Origin of the sequence: Janthinobacterium sp. 344 (assembly GCF_900112025.1) — a bacterium.
Classification (GTDB): domain Bacteria; phylum Pseudomonadota; class Gammaproteobacteria; order Burkholderiales; family Burkholderiaceae_D; genus Janthinobacterium.
Genome location: NZ_FOKL01000002.1, coordinates 113,232 through 138,761, shown reverse-complemented (window position 1 = coordinate 138,761; position 25,530 = coordinate 113,232). Strand labels below are relative to the sequence as shown.

Annotated in this window: 22 protein-coding genes; 16 read left to right on the top strand and 6 right to left on the bottom strand. The window is 63.9% G+C overall.

Features of this window, described 5'->3' with window-relative positions; all coding sequences use genetic code 11:
- Positions 1–5 precede the first annotated feature (5 nt).
- From BM193_RS06855 to BM193_RS06845, 3 genes are all read left to right on the top strand, one after another.
- The gene (locus tag BM193_RS06855) at positions 6–890 is read left to right on the top strand and encodes a dienelactone hydrolase family protein (protein WP_092803147.1); all 885 of its coding nucleotides are present in this window, start codon (positions 6–8) and stop codon (positions 888–890) included.
- 267 nt (positions 891–1,157) lie between these two features.
- On the top strand, positions 1,158–1,916 hold the full coding sequence (locus tag BM193_RS06850) for a ZIP family metal transporter (protein WP_092803150.1): 759 nt from the start codon (positions 1,158–1,160) through the stop codon (positions 1,914–1,916).
- Between the two features lie 276 nt (positions 1,917–2,192).
- Complete coding sequence (locus tag BM193_RS06845) at positions 2,193–3,929, top strand: ABC-F family ATP-binding cassette domain-containing protein (protein ID WP_092803153.1); 1,737 nt, start codon at positions 2,193–2,195, stop codon at positions 3,927–3,929.
- A 42-nt stretch (positions 3,930–3,971) separates the two neighbouring features.
- Here BM193_RS06845 and BM193_RS06840 read toward each other — a convergent pair whose 3' ends face one another.
- From BM193_RS06840 to BM193_RS06830, 3 genes are read right to left on the bottom strand one after another with little or no spacing between them, the layout of a single operon-like run.
- Entirely contained in the window at positions 3,972–4,823 is an 852-nt protein-coding gene (locus tag BM193_RS06840; RefSeq protein WP_092803156.1) for a sulfurtransferase, read from the bottom strand.
- 13 nt (positions 4,824–4,836) lie between these two features.
- Positions 4,837–5,760, bottom strand: coding sequence for a DMT family transporter (locus BM193_RS06835; protein WP_092803159.1), 924 nt, complete (start codon positions 5,758–5,760; stop codon positions 4,837–4,839).
- 59 nt (positions 5,761–5,819) lie between these two features.
- The gene (locus BM193_RS06830) at positions 5,820–6,920 is read right to left on the bottom strand and encodes an aromatic ring-hydroxylating oxygenase subunit alpha (RefSeq protein ID WP_092803162.1); all 1,101 of its coding nucleotides are present in this window, start codon (positions 6,918–6,920) and stop codon (positions 5,820–5,822) included.
- A gap of 406 nt (positions 6,921–7,326) precedes the next feature.
- Here BM193_RS06830 and BM193_RS06825 point away from each other — a divergent pair, with 406 nt between their 5' ends.
- The 10 genes from BM193_RS06825 to BM193_RS06785 all read left to right on the top strand — a co-directional run bounded on the left by BM193_RS06825 (position 7,327) and on the right by BM193_RS06785 (position 18,210).
- Positions 7,327–7,578 carry an exodeoxyribonuclease VII small subunit gene (locus BM193_RS06825; protein WP_092803165.1) on the top strand — a complete coding sequence of 84 codons (252 nt, stop codon included), beginning with the start codon at positions 7,327–7,329 and terminating at the stop codon, positions 7,576–7,578.
- 8 nt (positions 7,579–7,586) lie between these two features.
- Positions 7,587–8,486 (top strand): polyprenyl synthetase family protein, encoded by a 900-nt coding sequence (locus BM193_RS06820; RefSeq protein WP_092803539.1) that lies wholly within the window; start codon positions 7,587–7,589, stop codon positions 8,484–8,486.
- The gene (gene dxs / locus BM193_RS06815; protein WP_092803169.1) at positions 8,487–10,355 is read left to right on the top strand and encodes a 1-deoxy-D-xylulose-5-phosphate synthase; all 1,869 of its coding nucleotides are present in this window, start codon (positions 8,487–8,489) and stop codon (positions 10,353–10,355) included. It begins immediately after the preceding gene.
- A 192-nt stretch (positions 10,356–10,547) separates the two neighbouring features.
- Complete coding sequence (locus tag BM193_RS06810) at positions 10,548–12,620, top strand: FUSC family protein (RefSeq protein ID WP_092803542.1); 2,073 nt, start codon at positions 10,548–10,550, stop codon at positions 12,618–12,620.
- Positions 12,621–12,831: 211 nt separating this feature from the next.
- Entirely contained in the window at positions 12,832–15,384 is a 2,553-nt protein-coding gene (locus tag BM193_RS06805; protein ID WP_092803172.1) for a TonB-dependent receptor, read from the top strand.
- 19 nt (positions 15,385–15,403) lie between these two features.
- A complete protein-coding gene (locus tag BM193_RS06800; RefSeq protein ID WP_254785917.1) occupies positions 15,404–16,552 on the top strand; it encodes a cytochrome-c peroxidase in 1,149 nt (382 codons plus the stop codon).
- A gap of 266 nt (positions 16,553–16,818) precedes the next feature.
- On the top strand, positions 16,819–17,004 hold the full coding sequence (locus tag BM193_RS28210; protein ID WP_139176348.1) for a hypothetical protein: 186 nt from the start codon (positions 16,819–16,821) through the stop codon (positions 17,002–17,004).
- Positions 17,005–17,088: 84 nt separating this feature from the next.
- Positions 17,089–17,469 carry a glutaredoxin family protein gene (locus BM193_RS06795; RefSeq protein ID WP_254785916.1) on the top strand — a complete coding sequence of 127 codons (381 nt, stop codon included), beginning with the start codon at positions 17,089–17,091 and terminating at the stop codon, positions 17,467–17,469.
- A gap of 73 nt (positions 17,470–17,542) precedes the next feature.
- Positions 17,543–17,731, top strand: coding sequence for a hypothetical protein (locus BM193_RS06790; RefSeq protein WP_092803175.1), 189 nt, complete (start codon positions 17,543–17,545; stop codon positions 17,729–17,731).
- 266 nt (positions 17,732–17,997) lie between these two features.
- Positions 17,998–18,210, top strand: coding sequence for a hypothetical protein (locus BM193_RS06785; protein ID WP_092803178.1), 213 nt, complete (start codon positions 17,998–18,000; stop codon positions 18,208–18,210).
- Positions 18,211–18,241: 31 nt separating this feature from the next.
- Here BM193_RS06785 and BM193_RS06780 read toward each other — a convergent pair whose 3' ends face one another.
- Positions 18,242–18,793, bottom strand: a complete 552-nt coding sequence (locus BM193_RS06780) for a cob(I)yrinic acid a,c-diamide adenosyltransferase (RefSeq protein WP_092803551.1) — start codon at positions 18,791–18,793, stop codon at positions 18,242–18,244.
- A 152-nt stretch (positions 18,794–18,945) separates the two neighbouring features.
- Between BM193_RS06780 and BM193_RS06775 the strand changes: the two genes are divergently transcribed.
- The 3 genes from BM193_RS06775 to glcF are packed head-to-tail and all read left to right on the top strand — an operon-like array spanning position 18,946 to position 22,757.
- Entirely contained in the window at positions 18,946–20,436 is a 1,491-nt protein-coding gene (locus tag BM193_RS06775) for an FAD-linked oxidase C-terminal domain-containing protein (RefSeq protein WP_092803181.1), read from the top strand.
- A 25-nt stretch (positions 20,437–20,461) separates the two neighbouring features.
- Entirely contained in the window at positions 20,462–21,523 is a 1,062-nt protein-coding gene (gene glcE / locus BM193_RS06770) for a glycolate oxidase subunit GlcE (RefSeq protein ID WP_254785992.1), read from the top strand.
- A 4-nt stretch (positions 21,524–21,527) separates the two neighbouring features.
- Positions 21,528–22,757, top strand: a complete 1,230-nt coding sequence (gene glcF, locus BM193_RS06765) for a glycolate oxidase subunit GlcF (protein WP_092803187.1) — start codon at positions 21,528–21,530, stop codon at positions 22,755–22,757.
- On the opposite strand, the gene BM193_RS06760 is transcribed toward glcF, so the two are convergent.
- Together BM193_RS06760 and BM193_RS06755 are read right to left on the bottom strand one after the other, a co-directional pair.
- Entirely contained in the window at positions 22,750–24,822 is a 2,073-nt protein-coding gene (locus BM193_RS06760) for a putative bifunctional diguanylate cyclase/phosphodiesterase (protein WP_254785915.1), read from the bottom strand. The genes glcF and BM193_RS06760 overlap by 8 nt on opposite strands.
- A 212-nt stretch (positions 24,823–25,034) precedes the next feature.
- Positions 25,035–25,529, bottom strand: coding sequence for a glutathione peroxidase (locus BM193_RS06755; RefSeq protein ID WP_092803193.1), 495 nt, complete (start codon positions 25,527–25,529; stop codon positions 25,035–25,037).
- Between the last annotated feature and the right edge of the window lies 1 nt (position 25,530).

The following is a 25,530-nucleotide window of genomic DNA, read 5'->3' as shown; positions in this document are numbered from 1 at the left end:
AACACATGAGCGACATGATCACCGATTGTGAAAGTTTGCTGGGCCACAGCAGCGTGTCCGGGCCGGATGGCCGGCGCGGTTTCCTGAAGGTGGCGCTGGGCGCGGGCTTTGCCGTGGCCGTGCTGCCGGTGGCGGCGCAAAACGTCATCAAGACGGATACGGCGGGCTTGCTGACGGGAACCATGACGGTGATGGTCGATGGCCAGGCCGTGCTCGTGTATGCGGCGCAGCCGGAAGGCAAGACGGGCTTGCCCGTGGTGCTGGTCATTTCCGAAATCTTTGGCGTGCATGAGCACATCGCCGACATGGCGCGCCGCTTCGCCAAGCAGGGCTATCTGGCATTGGCGCCCGACCTGTTCGTGCGCCAGGGCGATCCCACCAAGGTCAGCAGCATTCCCGAATTAATGAAAGGCATCATCGCCAAGACGCCGGACGCGCAAGTGATGGCGGACCTCGATGCCGTCGTGGCATGGGCCAAGCAGAACGGCGGCGACACGAGCCGGCTGGGCATCACGGGTTTTTGCTGGGGCGGGCGCATCACATGGCTGTACGCGGCGCACAATCCGGCCGTCAAGGCGGGCGTGGCCTGGTATGGCCGCCTGGTGGGCGAGCCCACTCCCTTGCAGCCAACGAATCCCATCGATATGGCCCCGACCCTGAAGGTGCCCGTGCTGGGCTTGTACGGAGGCAAGGATACGGGGATCACGCAGGAATCGATCGCGAAGATGAAGGGCGCGCTGGCCAAGGGCGGCAACCCGTCCGAGTTCGTCGTGTACCCCGATGCGGGCCACGCCTTCAATGCCGATTACCGCCCCAGCTATGTGGCGGCCGATGCGAAAGACGGTTATGCGCGCTGCCTGGCCTGGTTCAAACAGTATGGTGTTGCCTGAGTTTGCGGCCTGAACGGCACAAAACGTGCCTGATCACCACAATTTTCACCATCCGTTAACGCGAAAGGCGCACCGGGCTGTAAAATGCCCGCTGCGCGTCAATGCAGTACAATTGCATCTTCGCTGCGCCACGCCGCCGCCAGGCGCGCACAAGATTAAATAATAAGCAACACCATACAGATCAAGCCAGACGCCAGCATAGCGGGCGCCCGTAGGCCGGCGCCATTTTGAGGTAAGAAAATCATCGATCCCGTCCTTATATCCATTTTGCTCGCGACCACGATCGCGGGCGTGTTCAGTATTACCGCGGCGGCGATCTTTTCGTTTGCATTCCTGTCCAAGGTGGTCGAACGCATGGTCAGCTTGTCCGTCGGCATCATGCTGTCGACGTCCTTGCTGCACGCCTTGCCCGAAGCGTTCGAGTCGCAGGCCGACCCGCGCAGCCTGTTTGCGACCCTGCTGGCCGGTTTGCTGGCTTTTTTCATGCTGGAAAAATTCGCCATCCTGCGCCATTCGCACCACCACGAAGGCGACGGCCACCACCATGCGCACGGCCACGACAAGCACGAGGCGGGCAAGGCCGGCTGGATGATCCTGGTGGGCGACGGCATGCACAATTTTACGGACGGCATCCTGATCGCCGCCGCTTTCCTGGCCGACCCGAAGCTGGGCCTGGTCACGGGCCTGGCCATCATCGCGCATGAAATCCCGCAGGAAATCGGCGATTTCATCGTGCTGCTCAACGCCGGCTTCTCGCGCCTGCGCGCGTATATCTTCAATCTGCTGTGCAGCCTGATGGCGGTGGCGGGCGGCCTGCTTGGCTATTTCACCCTGGACCGCGCCAGCAACCTGATTCCCTACGTGCTCGTGTTCGCTTCGTCAGGCTTCATCTATATCGCCCTGTCCGACCTGATGCCGCAGATGCAGCGCCGTTCCACCTTGCGCGAAACCATCCCGCAAGTGCTGCTGATCGCGCTGGGCGTGTGCATCGTGCTGTTCCTGACGCACAAGCGCCACGGCGGCTGATGCACTGACTCGGTGCCGCGGTGCCACTTATGCTATATTGCCTTTCTGACTAACTTGCACAGAAAGGAGGAAAATATCATGGAAGAAAACTTGTTGCTCGCCTTGTGGCGCGCACGCTCTTTAAGCGCATTTGCCAGCTCTTGCCCACGTTCTATCGCGCTGCGATAACCTGGCCAGAGCAAAGTTACCCTCCTATACGAGTCCTTTCCTGGTACTCCGTTGTCGTTAGCGCTCCTGTTAACGCGGATGCTTGCATCCCGAACAAAGACAAGAGCCATGACTACCCTAATTTCTACCCAAGCTTTACAACTCGATACCCACGACGGTTTCCTCTTCAATGAACTCGCCTTTACCTTGCGCCAGGGCGACCGCATCGGCCTGATCGGCCACAATGGCTGCGGCAAATCCACCTTGCTGGGATTGCTCAGTGGCACCCGCGCAGCCACTGCCGGCACCATCCACTATGCTCGTGCCTGCCGCTTGCAGCATGTGGAACAGCACTTGCCGGCCGAACTTGCCAGCCTGAGCCTGTACGACGCCTTGCTGGCGCCCGTGCTGGAGCAGCCCGAGCTGCATTGGCGGGTCGACAGCCTGCTGGCCGAGTTAGGCTTCGAGCACGAGACGGCGCAAGTGCCCGTGCACGCGCTGTCCGGCGGCCAGCACACGCGGCTGCTGCTGGGGCGCGCGCTGCTGCAGGAGCCGAACGTGCTGCTGCTCGATGAGCCGAGCAATCACCTGGACTTGCCGTCGCTGCTGTGGCTGGAGCAATTCCTGCTGCGCTGGCGCGGCGCCTTCATCCTCGTCTCGCACGACCAGCGCCTGCTCGACAACGTGGCCACGCGCAGCTGGATCTTGCGCGATAGCCGCCTGTACGATTTCGACTTGCCGTGCGGCCCCGCACTGGCGGCGCTGGCCGAGGCGGACGTTGCCGCTGCCGCCCGGCATGCGGCGGAACAGAAGGAAATCGACCGCCTGGCCGTCAGCAGCACCCGCCTGGCCCTGTGGGGCAAGATCTACGATAACGTCGGCATGGCGCGCAAGGCCAAAAGCATGCAGCGGCGCATCGACAAGTTGCAGGACGAGCAATCGTTCGTCAGCGATGGCGCACCGTGGCGTTTGAGTTTGCGCGGCAAGGCGCTGGCGGCCGACCAGCTGCTGGCGCTCGACGCCCTGGACGTGCGCGCCGTGCCCGCTTCGCCGCTGCTGTTCCAGGTGGGGCAGCTATGGCTGAAACCGGGCGACCGGGTCGCCTTGCTGGGCGCTAACGGCAGCGGCAAGTCGTCCTTGCTGCGCCTGTGCTGGCAAGCGATCCAGGCACAGGAGGAACGCGGCGACTTGCGCTATCACAAGGCGGCCAATATCGGCTATTACGACCAGTCGCTCAAGCAATTGGCCGATACGGCCGATCTGTCCGACGCGCTGTACCCGTTTGCCGTACAGAACGAGGCGGCGCGCAGCCAGGTGGCGCGCAAGCAGGCGCTGATCGCGGCCGGTTTTCCGTATGCGCGCCATGGCCAGACGGTGGCCACCCTGAGCGGCGGCGAGCGGGCGCGGCTGCTGTTCCTGGGCCTGTCGCTGGCCAGCTATCATTTACTGCTGCTCGATGAACCCAGCAACCACCTGGACATGCAAGGCAAGGCGGAGCTGGGGCAAGCGCTGCGCGGCTTCGACGGGGGCTGCCTGCTGGTGTCGCACGACCGCGACCTGATCGAAACGGCGTGCAACCGCTTTTGGGTGGTGGCCGATGGCCGGCTGGAGGAATGGCCGGATGCGGCCAGCGCGTATGCACGGCTGAGTGCTGAGGATGGGCAGGCGTTGACGCCGGCGGCGCGCGTGGAGCATGCGTCTGTGGTACTGACGGACATCGACCTGCAGCTGGAACGCCTGTGCGAACTGGAGCAGTTGCTGGCGGAAGACCTGGCGAGAAAACCGCGCCACCAGAAGCCGGCCAGCCAGCAAATGTGGCAGGCGGAGCTGGCGCAGCTGAATCAGGCGCTGGGGATAACGTCGTAGTTATCCACCGGGCATGAAAAAGCGGACCGAGGTCCGCTTTTTTTAGTTCCCCGTCGCCACCGGCCGCGCCGGATCGGCGCACCATTCGCTCCACGAACCCGGATACAGGGCCGCGCCAGATAAGCCCGCCACTTCCAGGGCCAGCAGGTTGTGGCAGGCCGTCACGCCGGAGCCGCATTGCAGGATGGCCGCTTCCGGCTTGCTGATCAGTCCGGAAAATTCTTTTTCCAGTTCATCGGCGCTCTTGAAGCGGCCGTCCGCCTGCAGGTTATCCTTGAAGAAACGGTTTTTCGCGCCCGGAATATGGCCGCCCACGGGGTCGATGGTTTCGTTTTCGCCGCGATACCGGTCGGGCGCGCGCGCGTCGATCACCGTCAGCGCCTGGGTTTCCAGGTTGGCGACGACGTCCTGCACGCTGGCCGTGCGCGTCAGGCTGGCTTGTTCCGTGAGCTTGCCAACAGGGCGCGGCGCCACGGGCGTGACCAGCGGCAAGCCCTGCGCCTGCCAGGCGGCCAGGCCGCCGTCGAGCACGGCCACATGCGGGTGGCCGATCCAGCGCAGCAGCCACCATAGGCGCGCGGCGAACATGCCGCCCTGGCCGTCGTAGGCCACCACTTGCGTTTCGTCATCGATGCCCCAGCCGCGCAACGTCGCCAGCAGGGCGGCGCGGTCGGGCAGAGGATGCCGTCCGGTAAATTCGGGGCCGCGCGCCATCTTGGGGCCGGACAGGTCCGTGTCGATATTGGCGAACTGCGCATTCTGGATGTGGCCGGCCGCAAAGGCGTCGCTGCCGGCCGTCGGATTGAGCAAGTCGTGGCGGCAATCGAGGATGACCCAGCCGCTGTCATTCACATGGCTGGCCAGTTTGCTGGCCTGGATCAGGGTGGTGTACATCAGGAACGCTCCTTTACACTTCGCTGGCGATGGGATCCGTGCGCGCGATGGCGGCGCCACGGGCCGTGTTGCGGGTATTGTAATAGGTTGCCGCGATGCCCGAGGCGAGAATGATGCCGATGCCGGCCCAGCCATGCCAGTCGAACAGGTCGCCGAAGATCACCACGCCCCAGAAGCTGGAAAAGACGATGCCCGTGTATTGCAGATTGGCCACCACGAGCGTCTTGCCCAGGCGGTAGGCGCGTGTCATGGCCATCTGCGCCATGGTGGCGCACAGGCCGATGGCGGCCAGCAAGCCGATGCCGTAGGCGCTCGTGTGCGCATGCCAGACGACGGGGCCGCCGCCGGCGCTGGCCACGTGGCCGATCACGCCGGCCAGGAAGTTAACGATGGAGAAGTAAAACACGACCCGGTATTCGGGCTCGCCCAGCAGGCCCAGCTTGCGCACCTGCAGGTAGGCGAGGGCGGATAGCATGCCGGAAATCAAGGCCGTGACGGCGCCGCCCAGCTGGTCCGTCTCGAACACGGGCTGCAGCAGCAGGGTCACGCCGACAAAGCTCATGGCGATGGCGGCCACCAGCGGCCACTCGACCTGTTTCATGCCTTTCCACCAGCCGCCGGCCAGCAGGATCACGGCGATCCAGATCGGTGCCATGTAATTGAGCGTCATGGCCGTGGCCAGCGGCAGGATGGCGATCGCATAAAACCACAGCCACAGGGCGATCACGCCCACCACGCCGCGCCACAGATGCTGGCCCGGCATCGTGGTTTTAAAGCTGCCGCCCTGGTACAGGATCGTGCAGGTCATGACGGTCATGCCGATGATGCCGCGGTACATGACGATTTCTGACGTCGAATACAGATCCGACGCCAGCTTGACGCACACGCCCATGATGGCGAACATGAAGCTGGCAAACAGCATCCATAAAGATTGCATGAGTAAATCCTGACGATGAAAATGAAAAAGGGCCGCGCAATGCGGCCCCTCTACTGATATTACAGGTCGATATTGTTGTGGTACCACTCGTGGAAATGCTGCATGCCGTCTTCCATGGGCGACTGGTAAGGGCCCACTTCGCTCACGCCGCGTGCCATCAGTGCCTTGCGGCCCGCGTCCATGCGCAGGGCGATTTCATCGTCCTCGACGCAGGTTTCCATGTAGGCGGCCCGTTCCGCTTCGACGAAGTCGCGCTCGAACAGCACGATTTCTTCTGGGTAATAGAACTCCACCACGTTGCGCGTCTTTTGCGGACCATCGGGCCACAGGGTCGAGACGACCAGCACGTGCGGATACCATTCCACCATGATGTTCGGATACAGGGTCAGCCAGATGGCGCCATACGGTGGCGGTTCGCCGCCACGGAATTGCAGCACCTGCTCCTGCCATTTCTTGTACGCCGGCGTACCGGCCTGCTGCAGGCCGCGGTGCACGCCCACCGTCTGCACGCTGTAATCCTTGCCGAATTCCCAGCGCAGGTCGTCGCAGCTGACGAAGCTGCCCAGGCCAGGGTGGAACGGTTCGACGTGGTAATCCTCGAGGTAGACTTCGATGAAGGTTTTCCAGTTGTAGTCGCATTCGTGGATTTCCACGTGGTCGAACATGTAGCCGGAAAAATCGAGTTCCTTCGAGACGGACAAACTTTTCAGTTTTTCCATCACGTTGTAGCCGTTTTGCTCGAACAGCAAGCCATTCCAGCTTTGCAGCGGTGTTTTCGACAGGTTCAGGCACGGCGTCTCGGGGAAATGCGGCGCGCCGATCAATTCTCCCTTGAGGTCGTAGGTCCAGCGGTGCAGCGGGCAGACGATATTCTGCGCATTGCCGCGTCCATTGAACATCAGCGCCTGCCGGTGACGGCACACGTTGGACAATACTTCGATGCCATTGGCGTTGCGCACGAGCATGCGCCCTTCGTTCTCAGACGCCAGGGTCGCAAAATCGCCGGTTTCCGGCACCATCAGCTCATGCCCGACATAGCGCGGACCGGCCTGGAACAATTGCTGCATTTCACGCTGCAACAGCGTTTCGTCAAAATAGACGTGGACCGGAAGTTGCGCGTTTGAACGCGCCAGCTTGGCGTGAGTAGCCAGATCGGACATCCCAACCCCCCATAAATGTACAACGGTCAGCAGTGCCCCAGGCCATTCCCTGGGTAACCGCTACAGAGAGAAAGAATCCGCAAAGACCTGAATTCAAATTTGTTGAAACGGTATTTCGGACAGAACCGGCAATTATAGCGCGGATCGGCCTCGGCATTGCCAAACCTCCCGGCAATTCGGGTACTTTAATGAGAAGCGTTGTCATTTGCCGTGCAATTCCCGGCAGATGGGGGCGATTCGGCTAAAATCCACTGGCAAGCCGGCAACGCTATGGACTTTGAGCGCGCCGATTGCGCTTTAGTTTTCACTTAATAGTGTGGTTTGTTCTAAAATAACGCTTCTATGCTGGCCGGGAGTCCCCGGCGTCTCCCACCAAGCCCCTCGTGCCACGAAGAGATCTGAGTCTATGTCGAAGAAATTAACTGCCGCTGCCGCAGCGCCGGCCTCGTTTGAAGAGGCCATGGCGGAACTGGCGCAGCTGGTAACGCAAATGGAAGCGGGGCAATTGCCGCTGGAAGCCTCGGTCGCGGCGTATCAGCGCGGCTCGGAGCTGGTCAAGTATTGCGCCACCCAGCTCGATAGTGTCGAAGCGCAGGTAAAAGTGCTGGAAGGCGATATGCTCAAACCGTTTACGGATGCCGGCGAGGCCGCCCAATGATGGCCAGCATGCAACAAGACGGCGTGACCTTCGGCGACTGGATGCAACGCACCCAGTCCGGCGTGGAAGCCTGCCTCGACCAGTTCCTGCCGGCGGCGGACGTGGTGCCGCACAAGCTGCACGCGGCCATGCGCTACGCGCTGCTGGGCGGCGGCAAGCGCGTGCGCCCGCTGCTGGTGATGGCAGCCGGCGAACTGTTCGATGCCGATGCCGATACCTTGGCGCGCGCCGCGTGCGCGCTGGAAATGATTCACGTGTATTCGCTCGTGCACGACGACATGCCGTGCATGGATGACGATGCCTTGCGCCGTGGCAAGCCTACCGTGCACGTCGCCTACGATGAAGCGACGGCCCTGCTGGTGGGCGATGCGCTGCAATCGCAGGCCTTCATGCTGCTGGCCGATGGCGCGGCGATTCCTCCCGCGCGGCAGATGGCCATGATCCGGCTGCTGGCGCACGCCTCCGGTTCCTTTGGTATGTGCGGCGGCCAGGCGATCGACCTCGACAGCGTCGGCCTGGCCTTGACCTTGCCGCAGCTGGAACAGATGCATCAACTCAAGACGGGCGCCTTGCTGCGCGCGGCCGTGATCCTCGGCGCGCTGGCCGGCAAGGACTTGACGGCGGACGAGATGACGGCGCTGAACGCGTATGCGCGCGCCGTCGGTCTGGCGTTCCAGGTGGTCGACGACGTGCTCGACGCGACGGCCGATTCGGCCACCCTGGGCAAGACGGCAGGCAAGGATGCGGCCGCCAACAAGCCCACTTACGTATCGATACTGGGGCTGGAACCATCGCGGGCCCTGGCAGAACAATTGCGGTGCGACGCCCATGCGGCGCTGGCGCCATTCGGGGACCAGGCACGCCGTCTGCGCGAGCTGGCGGACCTGGTCGTGCAGCGGAAGGCTTAAATGAAACTGTTAGAAACCATCAATGAACCAGCGCAAGTGCGCAAGCTGGCCCGCTCGCAACTGGTGCCGCTGGCGCAGGAATTGCGCAGCTTCCTGCTCGATTCCGTCTCCAAGACGGGCGGCCATCTGTCGTCCAACCTGGGCACGGTCGAGCTGACCGTCGCCCTGCATTACGTGTTCAACACGCCGCACGACCGCATCGTCTGGGACGTGGGCCACCAGACCTATTCGCACAAGATTTTGACGGGCCGGCGCGAGCGCATGCATACCTTGCGCCAGAAGGATGGCATTTCCGGCTTCCCGAAACGCGACGAGAGCGAATACGACACGTTCGGCACGGCGCACTCGTCGACGTCCATTTCCGCCGCGCTGGGCATGGCGCAGGCCGCCAAGATCAAGGGCGACCCGCTGCACGCGATCGCCGTGATCGGCGACGGCTCGATGACGGCCGGCATGGCGTTCGAGGCGATGAACAATGCGGGCGTGCAGGAAGACGTCAACCTGCTGGTGATCCTGAACGACAACGACATGTCGATCTCGCCACCCGTGGGCGCGCTGAACCGCCACCTGGCGCGCCTGATGTCGGGGCAGTTCTATGCGGCAGCCAAGAATGTCGGCAAATCCGTCTTGCCCGGCCCCGTGCTGGAACTGGCGAAGCGCTTCGAAGAGCACGCCAAGGGCATGGTCGTGCCCGCCACCATGTTCGAGGAATTCGGTTTCAACTATATCGGCCCCATCGACGGCCACGACCTCGATTCGCTGATTCCCACCCTGCAAAACATCAAGCAGCTGAAGGGCCCGCAATTCCTGCACGTGGTCACGAAAAAAGGCCAGGGCTACAAGCTGGCCGAAGCGGAGCCGATCCTGTACCACGGCACGGGCAAGTTCAACCCGGCCGAGGGCATCAAGCCGGCCACGGCGCCCGCCAAGATGACGTACACGGAAGTGTTCGGCAACTGGCTGTGCGACATGGCCGCGCACGACAAGCGCCTGGTGGGCATCACGCCGGCCATGCGCGAAGGCTCGGGCATGGTCAAGTTCGAACAGCAATTCCCGAACCGCTACTTTGACGTGGGTATTGCCGAGCAGCATTCCGTGACCTTTGGCGCGGGCCTGGCCTGCGAAGGCTTGAAGCCCGTCGTGGCCATCTATTCCACCTTCCTGCAGCGCGCCTACGATCAGCTGATCCACGACGTGGCGCTGCAAAACCTGGACGTGACGTTCGCCCTGGACCGCGCCGGCCTGGTGGGCGCCGACGGCGCCACGCATGCGGGCAACTACGACATGGCATTCCTGCGCTGCATTCCGAACATGGTCATCATGGCCGCGTCGGACGAAAACGAGTGCCGCCAAATGCTGACGACGGGCTACCACTATCCGGGCCCGGCGGCCATCCGCTATCCGCGCGGCGCCGGTGCCGGCGCGGCCATCGTGCCGGAACTGACCAGCATTGAGCTCGGCAAGGGCGAGATCAAGCGCCACGGCAAGCGCATCGCCATCCTGGCCTTCGGCTCGATGGTGGCGCCGAGCGTGGCGGCGGGCGAGAAGCTCGACGCGACGGTGGCCAACATGCGCTTCGTCAAGCCGCTCGACGTGGCGCTGGTGAAGCAACTGGCGGCCGAGCATGACTGCCTGGTGACGGTGGAAGAGGGCTGCATCATGGGCGGCGCCGGTTCGGCCGTGGCCGAAGCCCTGGCGGCGGAGGGGATCGTCAAGCCGATTTTGATGCTGGGCTTGCCAGACACCTTCATCGACCATGGCGACCCCGTGCAACTGCTGAAAAGCGTGGGCCTGGACGCCACCGGCATCGCCGCCTCGATCGAGCAGCGTTTCCCGGCGGCAGGACCGCGCCTGGCCATGGTCAGTTAATTTGGCCTGCAGACAGAAAAGCGACACTGCGGTGTCGCTTTTTTTTCGCCCGCACGGCATTTACATTGCACTGCAACATTTTTCGTCCGGGAATGCTACGATGACGCTTTGCTACCGTTTTCAAAGTCCACCTTGCATTTCAGGAAATTCCACCGCCGTACGCGCGCACTGGCCGGCCGCTGGCTGACGGGCATGCACGCCTATACCGACAAGCTGGCGCAGCGCCGTCCCCTGTGGATGGTCACCCTGGCCATCGACGAAACCAATCTGTCCGAAGGCTTGCGGGCCGCCTGCGCTTCCAGCGCCATGTTGCTCTTGGGCTTGTTGTTCGACCACCCCGATTTTTCCTGGGCCGCCATCGGCGCCTTCTGGACCTGCCTGGCCGACGCGGCCGGTACGCGGCGCATGCGTTTTGTCTCGATGGTGGGCTTCGGCCTGCTGTCCACCGTGGTCGGTGGCCTGGCCGCGCTGGCGGCCGGCCATGGCCTGGCGACGGCGGCCATCGCCGTACTGGTATTTTCCTGGGCCGGCGCGCTGGCGCGCATCTGGGGCGCGGCCGCGGGGCAGGTGGCGATCCTGGCGGCCACCGCCTGCGTCGTCATGGTCACGCATCCGCTGGCCTCGATGACGCAAAGCGCGCCCTTCCTGGGGCTGTACATGTTCGGCTGCCTGTTCGCCACCGTGCTCAGCTTTACGGTATGGCGCATCCACCCGTTCGGCCCCAGCAGGCGCGCCATCCGCGCCGCGTATTCGCGCCTGGCCGGCATCGCGCGCGACAATGCGCGTTTCCTGCAGGACGATCCGGCGCAGCCGGCCGGTGGCGCGCATGGCGCCAGCTACCGCTCGCAGGCGCGTGCGGCGCTGGAGGCGGCGCGCGTGGCGCTGGCCGCCGTGCCGCCGGCGCGCGCGGGCCGCAGCGCGCTGTACGACAACCTGCTGCTGGCGCTCAGCGATGCGGAACGCATCTTCGCCTACCTGATCGCCGTCACGCACACGTGCGAGCGCGAACAGCAGCGCTTGCGCCAGGACCCGCGCGCGCGGCGCAGCCTGGAAGTGATGGCCGTGCTGCTGCGCCGCCTGGGGCAAGCCGTGCAGCGCCAGCCGGCAGCGCCGCCTTTGAAATTGCAGCGCCGCCTGGCTGGCTGCGGACGGCGCCTGGAAGCGGCGCTGGGCGCCTTGCTGCCGCTGCGCCTGAACGTGGACTTCATGGAGCTGGGCCTGCCGCGCGCGGCGCGGCTGCCGTGGCGCGAGGCGGCGTTCCTGGCACTGGGGCAGGCGTGGCAAACCCTGAAAGTCAACGCCACGCCGCAGTCGCTGAGCTGGCGCCATGCGGCGCGCGTCTCGCTGGCCACCACGGCCGCCTTCCTGCTGGTCGAGGCCTTGCACATTCCGTTCGGCTACTGGGCCACCATGGCCACCTTGCTGATCTTGCAGCCATCCGTGTCGACCACCTGGCCGCGCGGCATCGAGCGCGTCGCGGGCAGCGTGCTGGGCGCCGTGCTGGCCGTGCTGATCGGCCTCGTCATCCACACGCCGCTGGGCATCTCGCTGGTGGTGTTTCCCCTGATCGTCGCCACCATGGCCTTGCGCCGGGTCAGCTACAGCCTGCACGTGCTGTTCATGACGCCCGCCTTCGTGCTGGTGGCCGACTATGCGGCGCCGGCCAGCGAGATGGTGTACGCCATGAGCCGCCTGGGCAACAACGTGCTGGGCTGCCTGCTGGCCCTGCTGGCCACGTTTTTCCTGTGGCCCGACCGCGAGGCGGACGACCTGGACCGGCGCCTGGCACAGGCCGTCTCGGCCAACCTGAAATACCTGCTGGCCGTGCTGGCGGCGGGCGGGCGCTGGGATAGCGCCATCGCGCATGTGCGCCGCGAGGCGGGACTGGCCAGCAACAATGCGGAACAGGTCCTGCAGCGCTTGCGCATCGAGCGGCGCCTGGACCGCAGCGCCGGCCTGGGCCTGGCCGCCATGCGTACCTTGCCGCTGCTGCGCCGCGTGGCGGGCAGCACGGCGCGCATCAGCCTCAGTCCCCAGGCCGAGCCGGCCACGCCCGAGCTGCTGCAGTGGATCGCCGCCGTCAGCGCGGAGATCGACGCGCTGCTGCATGGCGCGGCGGACGTTGCCGCGCCCGCTCCCTGCGCCAGCGAGGGATTGACGCCCTTGCAGGCCGACGCCGTGGCGCAGGTACAGCTGCTGCGCGGCTTGCTGCGCGCACATCTGCAGGCACAGGCGCCGCCAGACACGGTGGCGTCAACGCTTTGACTGGCGCAAAGGCGTGGTGCCGATGCAACAAACGGATCGAATTTTGTACGCATGTCAAAAAATCGGCGGAGTCTTGATTTTCCTGCATTGCCAATGTAAATGGTAATCGTTATCATTTACGACTGGCGGCATGACAAGGCGACACCGGCAGCGCGGGTGAAGGACGGCATCATGGGACTGCCGCTTCCTTCTCCGCAGTTGCAAGGTCTTCATGTCTTCCATTCCTACCCTGCGCCAGTCCGTACTGGCCATCAGCCTGGCCTGTGGCGCCAGCGCCGCCACCCCGTTGGTCTTTGCCGCCGACGCCGACACCGAAGAATCCGCACAACAGGTACTGCCTGAAGTGCGCCTGCAGGCCGAGCGGGTATCGGTGGGCGAGCAGCGCCTGGAGAAGCGCCAGATCGACGCCATGAATGGCATAGACGGCAATATCACCAGCTTGTTGCGCATCAACCCCAGCGTGCAATTCGATAACAAGCAGCAAGCTTCCGCCACCCAGGGCGAGCTGGCGCCGGCCGACATCAGCATCAACGGCGCCAAGTTCTACGACAACCTGTACCAGATGGATGGCATGTCGCTCAACAACGATATCGGCCCCGTCAGCACCAGTCCCAATAACAACAGCACGCCGCCGTCGGCCAGCCAGGGCTTTGCCGTCGATACCAGCCTGCTGTGCGACGTGACGGTGCTCGACTCGAACATCGGCGCCGAATATGGCCGCTTCAAGGGCGGCGTGGTCAACGCCAATACCTGCGCCCCCACGCGCAAGCTGGCCGGCCAGGTGTCCGTGGAAAGCACGCGCTCGTCGTGGATGCAATACAAGCTCAGCGAGGCCCAGCGGGAAAGCGCCGCCAATTCCGCCACCGCCGACTTGCAGCCGGCATTCGAAAAATGGACCTACCGCGCCGCGCTGCAGGGCAAGGTGACGGAGAATTTCAGCCTGATCGGCAGCTTCATCCGCAAGACGTCGGAGATTCCCCTGAATGGCTATGGCAACGGCTTGCAGAGCGCAAGCGACGCCAACCGCAAGGTGCAGCGGCGCGGCAGCGATAATGCCTTCGTGCGCGGTTTCTGGACCATCAGCCCCGGCGTGCTGGCTGATTTTTCGCTCATGCATGCGCCGTCCGACGGCGACTATTTCATCGCCAACGCCAGGAACAGCACGTATCACCTGAAAAGCGGCGGCAATGGCCTGAACCTGGGCCTGACGCACCCCGTAACGCTGCTGGGCAACGCGACGGCGGAACACCGCCTGAGCTGGAAGAAAATGGACAGTTCGCGCGATGCCGAGGCCGATACCTGGAAAGCCTGGCGCTATTCGAGCGACAAGAACTGGGGCGTCAAGACGGGCACGGGCGCGACCGGCTGGGCCAGTAACGAGGGCGGCTGGGGCGACGTGGACCAGGAACAGGAAAACCTCGACTATCAGGGCAAGCTGAAGTGGGAACCGCTCGACTGGCTGGGCGTGTCGCACACCTTCCAGGCGGGCCTGGAGCTGGGCACGCAACAGTCCAGCTACCGCCGCAATACCACCTACGAACAGTACACGGCGTCGCTCAACACCAACACCTGCAATATGCCGGGCGGCGGGGTGGATACGCAGTTTTGCTCGCTGGCAACGCCATGGAATGCCGCGGCGAACGTGCGCGGCCAGTACCTCGCGTCGCGCATCATTTATTACGCGGGCGCCTATGAACTGAGCAACAAGACGCGCGGCGCCTTTTTACAGGACGATATCCGGGCGGGCGACGTGCGCCTGCGCCTGGGCGTGCGCTACGATGCGGACGACCTGTCGCCGAAGTCGAGCATCGCGCCGCGCCTGTCCGCCGTCTGGGACGTGGCCGGCAAGGGCACGACGCAGGTCGAGCTGGGCGCCAACCGCTACTATGGCCGCAATTTCTTCGACTTCTACGCGCAGTCGAAACGCCTGGCGCTGCAGACGAAGTCGCAGACGCGCACCCTGTCGGGCGGCCTGCTGATGGACTGGGCGGCGCCCGAGATGGCCACCAACTGGGCCTGGTACCAGCTGGGCGACATGAAGACGCCGTACACGGATGAAAAAATGCTGGGCGTCAGCCATCTGTGGGGCGGCGTGAAGTGGAGCGCCAAGCGCGTGCTGCGCGAGGGACGCGACGAGATCGTGCAGCACCTGGAATCGGCCGCCAATTATTATTGGGACAATATCGGCCGCACCGACAGCAAGGTGTGGACGCTGGCGGCCGAAACGGCGCGTCCGCTGCGCTGGGGCGGCAGCAGCACGCAGGTGCAGTTTGCGTACGACCACACGCGCACCCGCTCGTCGCATGCCAGCTACGATGACACCTTGAGCAATCTCGCCGGCGAACTCGATGAGTACATCTATTACCAGGGCAAGTTCGTGCGCTGGATCGACCGTCCGGCGACCAATTACAACCGCCCATGGACGGCGCGCCTGCTGCTGTCGACGGACGTGCCTGCCTACCGCCTGAAGCTGGATAATTTCTTCCGCGTCCGGGGACCGGAAACGGGCATGGTGGCGACGGGCGACTCGCTGATGTTCGACGGCGGCGTGGCTACCGTGTACAAGGATATTACGGTGGGCAAGTCCATCAGCTGGGACATGCGCGTGCAGTATGCATTGCCGAAGACGGGTCCGGGCGAAGGCTTCGTCAACCTGGGCATTGAAAACCTCACCAACCGCAGCAACCCGCTGTACCAGTCCGCTACCGCGCTGGTGTACGAAAAGGGCCGCCAGTTCACGCTGGAACTCGGCTACCGCTTCTAATGACCATGACGGCAGGCGCATGAAATTCGCATCCCACCTGAAACAAACCACCTTCGCCGTGGCCGCCCTGCTGGCGGGCGGCGCGGGCCTGATGACGAGCATGGATGGACGCGCCAGCGACGCCGTGTCCGCCGGCGTTGCCTGCGCGGCGGACAAGGGCTGGGACATGGCCTGTCTGCGCCAGCTCTACGCGCAGCCCATCGCCCGCTGGCCCCGGCCGCAGGTGGCCGACGGCGTCACGCCGGCCGAGATGGCGCCCGTCTCGGCCATGCCCCAGCCGCAGGTGGCGCCGGCCGTGGTGGCGCTGGGACAGCGCCTGTTCAACGATCCACGCCTGTCGCGCTCGAACGCCGTGGCCTGCATCAGCTGCCACAGTCCCGCCCACAGTTTTGCCGACAACAAGCGCGCGTCCATCGGCCACGACGGCCGCCTGGGCCAGCGCAATGCGCCGGGCCTGCTGGGCGTGGGCCAGCTCAGGCCGCTGTTCTGGGATGGCCGCGCGGCCACGCTGGAAGAGCAGGCGCTGGGACCCTTGCAGCATCCGGACGAGATGGCCATGGACGTGCCGGCCCTGGCGGCCAAGCTGGCCGCGCTGGATGACTACCCGGCGCAGTTCGACGCCGCCTTCGGCCCGGGCGCCGGCGTGAGCCTGCCACGCATCCTGACGGCGCTGGCCGATTACCAGCGCACGCTGCTGCCGCCCGTCACGCGCTTCGATACTTTCCTGGAAGGCCAGCGCGCGCAATTGAATGACCGCGAACTGCTGGGCCTGCACCTGTTCCGCACCAAGGCGCGCTGCATGACGTGCCACAGCGGCGCCTTGCTGACGGACCAGCAATTCCACAACCTGGGGCTGACGTATTACGGCCGCAAGAAATATGAAGACCTGGGACGCTACCTGGTGACGGGCAAGGATGAGGACGTGGGCAAGTTCCGCACGCCGGGCTTGCGCGGCGTGGCGCAATCGGGGCCGTGGATGCACAACGGCCTGTTCCCGCAGATGGTGGGTTTGCTCAATATGTATAACGCGGGCATGTCGCGCCCCGTGCCGCAAAATGCGCAGCAGGCGGCCGATCCGAAGTTTCCCGTCACCTCGCCCCTGCTGCAGCGCCTGCAGCTGACGTCCGAGGAAATCATCGCGCTGAAGAGCTTCCTGGAAGTGTTGTAGCCGCTGGGCCGGTTGCGCCCGCAACCGGCCTTTTTCCTGCATGCGGCGCCAATATTGTATAGACGTTTGGCGCGTCCCAATCTCTCCAAATTCCACATTCAAGGGGCTTCCCCGATATATTTTCCAAATTAGAAATTTATCGGAAGGAAACGTTGACTCTAAAATAAGTGCGGTCTATATTCGATTTTGTAGCAAGCAAAGATGAAATTTCTTACGACTGGTCTGACGCGATTGCCTGGGGCAATGGCCAACATGGAGAGCAGTAAATGAAAAAGATTACAGCATTTATTTTTACCCTGGGATTGAGTGCTTCCTATGCCTTCGCTTCGGATATCGGCTGCTCTGTCTGCGAGGAAGAATGGCGGGAATGCACGATGCAAAATGGCGACAGGTCCCCATTTTGCATAGGCAGCTACAAAAACTGTCTGAAAGTCTGCGAGATCGGCGCCTGATATCCGTTTTTTGTATTGCAAGGAGGCCGGTAGCCGTATTTTTCACTGGCCGCCCCTCGATCCTCCACGCTTCCGATACTACCTATGATGCAGAAAAAATTGAAAACCATCGCCATGTATGGCGTGATCCTGGCTGCCGGCCTGGGCAGTGGCTATGCCCTGTCCCTGTTGCCCGGTTTATTCAAATCGAATTACACGGAAGGCAATTACGCCGCGTATTTCCCGAATGCCCAGGCCAAGGTGGTGCTGTATGGCACGGACTGGTGCGGCTACTGCGCCAAGACGCGCGCGTATTTCAAGGAAAACAAGATCGACTTCGTCGATCTCGATATCGAGAAATCGCCGGCAGCGAAAAAAGCCCATGCGGAACTGGGCGGTGGCGGCGTGCCCGTGGTCTTGATCGGCAACCGCAAGATCCAGGGTTTCAATGCGGGCGCGCTGGAAGCGGCATTGAAGAAAATCTGATACCGGATGGCGTGTACGGGACGGCGCGCCATGGATGTCCGTCATCGTCTGAAAATCCTACCAAGGAGTACTTATGTTGAAAAAACTGGGTTTCTTTTTGTTTGCCATGGGCGTCAGCGCGTCGTATGCCATGGCCAGCAGCACCGCCGACATCTCGGAATGCCAATCCGAGTGCTACATGGCGCTCGATGCCTGTGTCATGGAGTTCAAGGTTCCTGAATGCGTGCGTGTCAATAAAGCCTGTCTGCAGGCTTGCGGCTAAGTAACCCCCATCAATGATTGTGATTGCTGACTTCCATAACCGACGCTCTGCGGCGTGCTCACTGCTAGCAGTGAGCGCCTTGCATAGCATCCGGTTCGGTTCGTCATGAATTCACACTAATTTCCCGAGGATTACTTAGAAAAACCAATCATTATTCTGGTCGGTGCTGAAGAAGGCGCTAGCCGCTTCCATCCTTTGTCTTTGCGCGCAACATGAAACGACGGCATGTTGCGTGGTTTATTTCACGTCGCTCATAAAGGAATAGCATGTTTAAAAAGATCGCTTTTTTTCTTTTTGTTGCAGGCGCCAGCCTGTCGTTCAACAAGGCCGCGAACAGCGCACCGACCTGTGGTTTCCAGTGTGCCCAACTGAGGGGGATTTGCCTCGATGAAGGCCGGGGCGATGCTTCCTGCCGCGATAACTACAATTTCTGCCTTGAAAACTGCCGCAATGGCATTTTCCCTGAGATGCCGGAGTAAGCAATAACACGCTGTGTCGTGCCTGGCCGCGTCATCTGGCGCGGTCATGCCGCCACAGCACGTCGCTGCCGCCGGCAAAGCGGTTCAGCACGCGCGACAGCACGAACAGCAGGTCCGACAGGCGGTTCACGTACTGGCGCGGGTGTTCGTGTAGGGGCTCCGCATTGGCCAGCGCGACGATGCTGCGCTCGGCGCGGCGGCAGACGGTGCGGCACACGTGCGCCAGCGAGGCGGCGCGCGAACCGGCCGGCAGGATGAATTCGGAAAGGGCCGGCAAGTCCGCATTGTATTTCGCCAGCAGCGCATCGAGGCGCAGCACATGCTCTTCCTTGATCAGCTGGTAGCCGGGGATGCAGATCTCGCCGCCGAGGTCGAACAAGTCGTGCTGAATGGCCACCAGCTCATCGCGCAAGGCGTCGGGCATGGCTTCGCACAGCAGCAAGCCGAGATGGGAATTGAGTTCATCCACGTCGCCCATGGCGTGGATGCGGGCGCTGTCCTTGCTGGTGCGGCTGCCGTCGCCCAGGCCGGTGCTGCCATTGTCGCCCGTGCGCGTGGCGATTTTCGAGAGTCGGTTGCCCATGATGCTGATCCTGTCAAAGAAGAATGGGGCAGCATACGACACTGTGCGCCAGTCGGGCGCGGATTTGCCCCCCATGATGACAAAAAATGCGGTGTGCGCCACTTTTGTGCTTACAATCCTTGCACGACCATGCACTTTGCCCACTTCATCCTATGCTCAATGCCGCCCCTGAACCCGGATTGACCGCCGCGCGCCAGCAAGCCGTCGTCGCCGCCCTGCTGGCCGTGCTGCCGGCCCGCTGCGTGCTGTCCGATGCCGAGGATACGCGCCCCTACGAATGCGACGGGCTGGCCGCCTATCGCCAGCTGCCGATGGTGGTCACTTTGCCCGACACGGAGGAACAGGTCATCGCCATCCTCGGCGTCTGCCGCGCGTTGAACGTGCCGATCGTGCCGCGCGGCGCCGGCACGGGCCTGTCCGGCGGCGCCCTGCCGATCGCCGATGGCGTGGTGCTGTCGACGGCGCGCCTGAACCGCATCGTGCGCCTCGATGCGTATGCGCGCACGGCCGTGGTGCAGCCGGGCGTGCGCAACCTGGCCATCTCGGAAGCGGCGGCGCCGTACGCGCTGTATTACGCGCCCGACCCGTCCTCGCAGATCGCCTGCAGCATCGGCGGCAACGTGGCGGAAAACTCGGGCGGCGTGCATTGCCTGAAATACGGACTCACCGTGCACAACGTGCTGCGCGTGCGCGTCGTCACCATCGATGGCGAGGTGCTGGAACTGGGCGGCGAAGCGCTCGATTCGCCGGGCCTTGACCTGCTGGCCGTCTTCATCGGCTCCGAAGGTATGCTGGGCATCGTCACGGAAGTGACGGTCAAGCTGATCCCGAAACCGGCCACGGCACGCGTCATCATGGCCTCGTTCGGCGACGTCGTCACGGGCGGCAATGCGGTGGCCAACGTGATCGCCGCCGGCATCATCCCGGCGGGGCTGGAAATGATGGACCAGACCTCGTCGCGCATGGTCGAACCGTTCGTCAAGGCCGGCTATGACACCGACGCGGCCGCCATCCTGCTGTGCGAGGCGGACGGCACCCACGAGGAAGTGGAAGAGGAAATCGCTCGCATGACGGCCGTGCTGCAAGGGGCGGGCGCCAGCGCCATCGCCGTCTCGCAGTCGGAAGCGGAGCGCATGAAGTTCTGGTCGGGCCGCAAGAACGCCTTTCCCGCGGCGGGCCGCATCTCGCCCGACTACTACTGCATGGACGGCACCATTCCGCGCAAGCGCCTGGCCGAAGTCCTGACGGGCATCGCCGGCATGGAAAAAACCTATGGCTTGCGCTGTGCGAACGTCTTCCATGCGGGCGACGGCAACCTGCATCCCCTGATTTTATTTGACGCCAACGTGCCGGAGCAATTCGAGCGCGCCGAGGCGTTTGGCGCCGACATTCTCGCCCTGTGCGTGGCTGTCGGCGGCACCATCACGGGTGAACACGGCGTGGGCATGGAAAAGATCAATTCCATGTGCGTGCAGTTTACGCGCGCCGAACTCGATGCCTTCTTTGCCGTCAAGCGCGCCTTCGATCCCCACACCTTGCTGAATCCGGACAAGGCGATTCCCACCTTGAACCGCTGCGCCGAATTCGGCAAGATGCATGTGACGGCGGGGCGCCTGCCGTTCGCCAACCTGCCGCGTTTTTAATCTGCCGGAGACTCTTTTGCAAGCGATCGTGGAACAATTCAGACAGCGTATCCTGGCGGCCGGCGCGGCGGGCAGCCCCTTGCGCCTGCGTGGCGGCGGCAGCAAGGACTGGTACGGCCAGCAATGGGATGGCGAGGTGCTCGATACGCGCGCGTATGCCGGCATCATCGACTATGAACCGACGGAGCTGGTGATCACGGCGCGCTGCGGCACGCCGCTGGCCGAGATCGAGGCGGCGCTGGCCGCGCGCAACCAGATGCTGGCTTTCGAGCCGCCGCATTTCGGCCCTGGCGCCACGCTGGGCGGCGTCGTCGCTTGCGCCCTGTCCGGCCCGCGCCGCGCCAGCGCGGGGGCGCTGCGCGACTTCGTGCTGGGCGCCGTGCTGCTGGACGGCCGCGGCGAACGCCTGGCCTTCGGCGGGCAGGTGATGAAAAACGTGGCCGGCTACGATGTCTCGCGCCTGCTGGCCGGGTCGCTGGGAACCCTGGGCCTGATCCTGGACGTGTCGCTCAAGGTGCTGCCCCTGCCGCTGCGCGAAGCGACCTTGCGCGTGGTGTGCGCGGAAATCGCCGCCCTGCGCCTGCTCAATGAGTGGGCCGGCAAGCCGCTGCCCCTGTCCGCCAGCTGCTGGCACGACGGCGTGCTGACGGTGCGCCTGTCCGGCGCCGACGCGGCCGTTTCGGCGGCGCTGCAGTCGCTCGGTGGCGAGGTGCTGGCGCCGCAGGACGCGGCCGCCTTCTGGGCCGCGCTGCGCGAGCAGACGCATGATTTTTTCGCCGGCCCCGGCAGCCTGTGGCGGCTTTCCGTGCCGCCGCACGCCAGCGCCATCATCCTGCCGGGGCGCCAGCTGGTCGAGTGGGGCGGCGCGCAGCGCTGGCTCAAGCTCGACGGCGACGCGGATGCGGACGAGGCCCGGCGCATCCGCCAGGCCGTGGCGGCGCTTGGCGGCCACGCCACCCTGTTCCGTGGCGGCGACAAGGCCGTGGGCGTGTTCCATCCGCTGGCGCCGGCTGTTGAAAAAATCCACCAGCGCCTGCGGCAGGCTTTCGACCCGGCCGGCATCTTCAACCCGCACAGAATGACTTGAGCGCATGCAAACCAATCTCGCCGATTTCATCAAGAATACGCCGGCAGGCGACGAAGCCGAAGCCATCCTGCGCGCCTGCGTGCATTGCGGCTTTTGCACGGCCACCTGTCCCACCTATCAGCTGCTGGGCGACGAACTCGATGGCCCGCGCGGACGCATCTACCTGATCAAGCAGGTATTGGAGGGCGCGCCCGTCACGGCCAAGACGCAGACGCACCTGGACCGCTGCCTGACGTGCCGCAACTGCGAGTCGACCTGTCCCTCCGGGGTGCAGTACGGGCGCCTGGTCGACATCGGCCGCAACGTCGTCGAACAGCGCGTGCAGCGGCCCTTGCGCGAGCGGGCGCTGCGCTTCGCCCTGAAGCAAGCGTTGCCGCGCCGCTGGCTGTTTACGCCCGTGTACAAGGCGGGCCAGGCGCTGCGGCCCTTGCTGTCAAAAAGCTTGCAGGACAAATTGCGGCCCGGCGCGCAAGCCGGCGCATGGCCCGCGCGCCAGCATGCGCGCACGATGCTGCTGCTCGACGGCTGCGTGCAGCCGGCCATGTCGCCCAACATCAACGCGGCCACGGCCCGCGTGCTCGATGCCCTGGGCGTGCAGTTGATCGTCGCGCCGAAGGCGGGCTGCTGCGGCGCGCTGCGCCATCACCTGAACGACCAGGAGGCGGCGCTGGACGACATGCGCCGCAATATCGACGCCTGGTGGCCGTACGTGGAGAGCGCGGAAGCCATCGTCATGACGGCATCGGGCTGCGGCGCCACCGTCAAGGAATACGGCCATTTGCTGGCGCACGACGCCAGCTATGCGGACAAGGCGCGGCGCATCGCCGAACTGACGCGCGATTTGTCCGAGATCATGCCGGCGTTTGAGGCGGAACTGGTGGCGCTGCTGCAGGGGCGCATACTGAAAAAAGTGGCATATCATCCGCCATGCACCTTGCAGCACGGCCAGCAGATCCGCGGCAAGGTGGAGCAGGTGCTGCGCGCCGTCGGCGTCGACGTGCGCCTGTGCGCGGACAGCCATTTGTGCTGCGGATCGGCCGGCACGTATTCGATCCTGCAGCCGGCCCTGTCGCAGCAGCTGCGCGACAACAAGGTGGCGAACCTGGAAGCGTGCGCGCCGGAGATGATCGTGTCGGCCAACATCGGCTGCCTCACGCACCTGCAGTCGGGCACCGAGACGCCCGTGCGGCACTGGATCGAGCTGATTGACGCGGCCTTGACGCCCGTTAAATAGGCACTTCGCTGAACTGGGCGATGCGCCACTGCGGCGCCGGCACGAAATGGTCCGCCCATTCCAGCACGGCGTCGGCCGGCATGGGGCGGGCGATGCCGTAGCCTTGCGCCAGGTCGCAGCCCAGCTGGATCAGGCGCGCGCCGTGGTCGATGCTTTCCACGCCTTCGGCGATCACCGTCAGGGAAAATGAGCGGGCCAGGCCGATGACGGCGCGCACCAGATGCAGGTCGTCGCGGTCGTTGAGCATGTTGCGCACGAAGCTCTGGTCGATCTTGACGATATTCGCCGGCAGGCGTTTCAGATACGACATTGAGGAATAGCCGGTGCCGAAATCGTCGAGCGCGAAGGTGATGCCCAGCGCCTGGCAGGCGCGGATGATGCGGCGCACGTGTTCGATGTCGTGCAGGGCCGACGATTCGAGGATTTCCAGTTCCAGCATGCTGGCGCGCACGCCGGGAAATTCGCCGAGGATGATTTTCAGGCGCGAGACGAAATCGGGCTGCTGGAAGTGGCGCGCCGCGATGTTCACGCTGACCACCCAGTGCTTGCCGCTTGCCGCCCAGCGCTGCATCTGCCACAGGGCCTGGCGCAGCACCCATTCGCCGATATCGATGATCAGGTCCGTCTGCTCCACCAGCGGCAGGAACTGTGCCGGCGCCAGCACGCCGCGGCGCGGATGCTGCCAGCGCAGCAGCGCTTCCATGCCCACCACCGTGCCGGCGCGCATATTCACCTTGGGCTGGTAGTACAGCCGCAGTTCGCCGTTGATCAGCGCCTGCCGCACTTCCGTGCGCTGGTTGTGGTGCGTGCGCACTTCCTCGTCGAGGTTGGTGTCGAAGAAATGGTACTGGTTGCGCCCCGTCAATTTCGCCTGGTAGACGGCGTGGTCGGCGTGGCGCAGCAGGCTTTCCGTATTCAGGTCCTTGCCCGCGTACACGGCGATGCCGGCGCTGGCCGTCATGTGCAGCGCCTGCTGGTCGCACTGGTAGGGGCGGCTCAGTTCGGCCATCAGCTGGGTGATGTTCTGCTCGATGCTGGCGATGCTGGCCTGGCCGCACAGCAGCATGACGAATTCATCGCCGCCCAGGCGCGCCGCGTAGTGCACCTGGCCCGCGAACCCGTGCAGGCGGCCGGCCACCTGCTTGAGGATTTCATCGCCCGCCTCGGCGCCGTAGCGGTCGTTGATGGCCTGGAAATGGTCGAGGTCGAACAGGCACACGGCCATCAGGCGCTGGCGTTCGCGCGCGAGGAACAGTTCCTGCTCGAAGCGGGCCGCCAGCGCGGCGCGGTTGGGCAAGCCCGTCAGCACATCATTGTAGTTTTGCCACGACAGCTTTTGCAGCGCCTGCTGCATGTGCACGGTTTCATTGAGCTGCTCGCCCAGTTGGCGCTGGCTGGTCTTTAGCGAGGTCAGCAGTTCCTCGATATCGCCGGCCATGCCGTTGAACGACTGCGACACGGCTTGCGCCTCGGGCGTGGCGCCCGTCGCCAGGCGCACGGCGAAGTCGCCGCCACGGAAACGGTCGGTGGCCTTGACCAGCTGCGCCAGCAGCCTGCGGTGCGAGGCCAGGATCAGGCCCAGCAGCAAAAAAATGAGGAGGATATTGACGGCGCTGATGAGCGCCTGCTGGCGCACCTTGTGCCACACCTGCGCCACTGGCCGGCCGGGCGCGTAGCGCAGGTCGAGGATGCCGTCGCCGCCGCCGGGAAGCGCCACGGTCAGGCGACTGCTGATGGCCGTGATGCCGGCCAGGCGCGCAAACCATGCCGGCGCGCCGGCCGCCGTGTCATCGGCGCCCAGGCTGTCGGCTAGCACTTCGATATGCTCGGAAGCGCTATCCCAGCGGATGGCGGCCAGGCTGCGGTTCAGCGGCAGGGCGCTGCGCAGTGCCTGGCGCACGCTGTCTTGCAATGCCACGTCGGTGCGCACGGCCAGCGGCAGCACGGTATTGGCCAGGTACAGGTCGAGCTGGCGCGCATCGCTGCGGTAGCGCGCATTGGCGAGCGCCGCTTCCGTATCGAGCAAGGCGTGATAACGGATGGCGGAAACGGACAGTATCAGCAACAGAATAGGGATGAACAGGCGTGAGTAACAGCCCATCCGCAACCATGTAGATAATAGTTTCCCAAAGACTGGCATCGTTTTTATGATCGATATCTGCGAATAATTGTGCAAACATTATCACCGAAATTTGCTATTGGAAACACAATATTGATATCAGGCATGAAATAAATGCAGATTGTTTGATTTTACGATTTGTTATCATAAATCAATGTCTATTCCGCTGATTCCTGTAGTAATTTGACGATGTCGGCGACGAGGGCGGCCGGTTTGCTGGCCGTCGCATAGCGGCGATAGACGCTGCCATCCTTGCGCACCAGGAATTTCGTGAAATTCCATTTAATGGCTTGCGTGCCCAGAATACCGGGCGCCGCCTGTTTTAATCGGGCAAATAAAGGATGGGCATGGCGGCCATTCACGTCGATTTTGGCAAACAGGGGAAACGTCACGCCAAAGTTCTTTTCGCAAAAGGCTTTGATTTCCCCATTCGATCCGGGCTCCTGCTGGCGAAACTGATTGCAGGGAAATCCCAGCACCACCAGGCCCTGATCCTGGAACTGGCGGTACAGCGTTTCGAGCCCCGCGTATTGCGGCGTGAAGCCGCAGGCGCTGGCCGTGTTGACGATCAATAGCACCTTGCCCCGGTAGCGCGCCAGGTCGACGGGCGTGCCATCGAGCGCCGTGACCTGCAAGTCGTGGATGCCGGCCATG

Excerpts from the sequence above, each read along its gene's own strand:
- BM193_RS06855 (WP_092803147.1), top strand. The coding sequence starts at position 6 with ATGAGCGACATGATCACCGATTGTGAAAGTTTGCTGGGCCACAGCAGC.
- BM193_RS06845 (WP_092803153.1), top strand. The coding sequence starts at position 2,193 with ATGACTACCCTAATTTCTACCCAAGCTTTACAACTCGATACCCACGAC.
- BM193_RS06840 (WP_092803156.1), bottom strand. The coding sequence starts at position 4,823 with ATGTACACCACCCTGATCCAGGCCAGCAAACTGGCCAGCCATGTGAAT.
- BM193_RS06835 (WP_092803159.1), bottom strand. The coding sequence starts at position 5,760 with ATGCAATCTTTATGGATGCTGTTTGCCAGCTTCATGTTCGCCATCATG.
- BM193_RS06830 (WP_092803162.1), bottom strand. The coding sequence starts at position 6,920 with ATGTCCGATCTGGCTACTCACGCCAAGCTGGCGCGTTCAAACGCGCAA.
- BM193_RS06825 (WP_092803165.1), top strand. The coding sequence starts at position 7,327 with ATGTCGAAGAAATTAACTGCCGCTGCCGCAGCGCCGGCCTCGTTTGAA.
- BM193_RS06820 (WP_092803539.1), top strand. The coding sequence starts at position 7,587 with ATGCAACAAGACGGCGTGACCTTCGGCGACTGGATGCAACGCACCCAG.
- dxs (WP_092803169.1), top strand. The coding sequence starts at position 8,487 with ATGAAACTGTTAGAAACCATCAATGAACCAGCGCAAGTGCGCAAGCTG.
- BM193_RS06810 (WP_092803542.1), top strand. The coding sequence starts at position 10,548 with ATGCACGCCTATACCGACAAGCTGGCGCAGCGCCGTCCCCTGTGGATG.
- BM193_RS06805 (WP_092803172.1), top strand. The coding sequence starts at position 12,832 with ATGTCTTCCATTCCTACCCTGCGCCAGTCCGTACTGGCCATCAGCCTG.
- BM193_RS06800 (WP_254785917.1), top strand. The coding sequence starts at position 15,404 with ATGAAATTCGCATCCCACCTGAAACAAACCACCTTCGCCGTGGCCGCC.
- BM193_RS28210 (WP_139176348.1), top strand. The coding sequence starts at position 16,819 with ATGAAAAAGATTACAGCATTTATTTTTACCCTGGGATTGAGTGCTTCC.
- BM193_RS06795 (WP_254785916.1), top strand. The coding sequence starts at position 17,089 with ATGATGCAGAAAAAATTGAAAACCATCGCCATGTATGGCGTGATCCTG.
- BM193_RS06790 (WP_092803175.1), top strand. The coding sequence starts at position 17,543 with ATGTTGAAAAAACTGGGTTTCTTTTTGTTTGCCATGGGCGTCAGCGCG.
- BM193_RS06785 (WP_092803178.1), top strand. The coding sequence starts at position 17,998 with ATGTTTAAAAAGATCGCTTTTTTTCTTTTTGTTGCAGGCGCCAGCCTG.
- BM193_RS06780 (WP_092803551.1), bottom strand. The coding sequence starts at position 18,793 with ATGGGCAACCGACTCTCGAAAATCGCCACGCGCACGGGCGACAATGGC.
- BM193_RS06775 (WP_092803181.1), top strand. The coding sequence starts at position 18,946 with ATGCTCAATGCCGCCCCTGAACCCGGATTGACCGCCGCGCGCCAGCAA.
- glcF (WP_092803187.1), top strand. The coding sequence starts at position 21,528 with ATGCAAACCAATCTCGCCGATTTCATCAAGAATACGCCGGCAGGCGAC.
- BM193_RS06755 (WP_092803193.1), bottom strand. The coding sequence starts at position 25,529 with ATGGCCGGCATCCACGACTTGCAGGTCACGGCGCTCGATGGCACGCCC.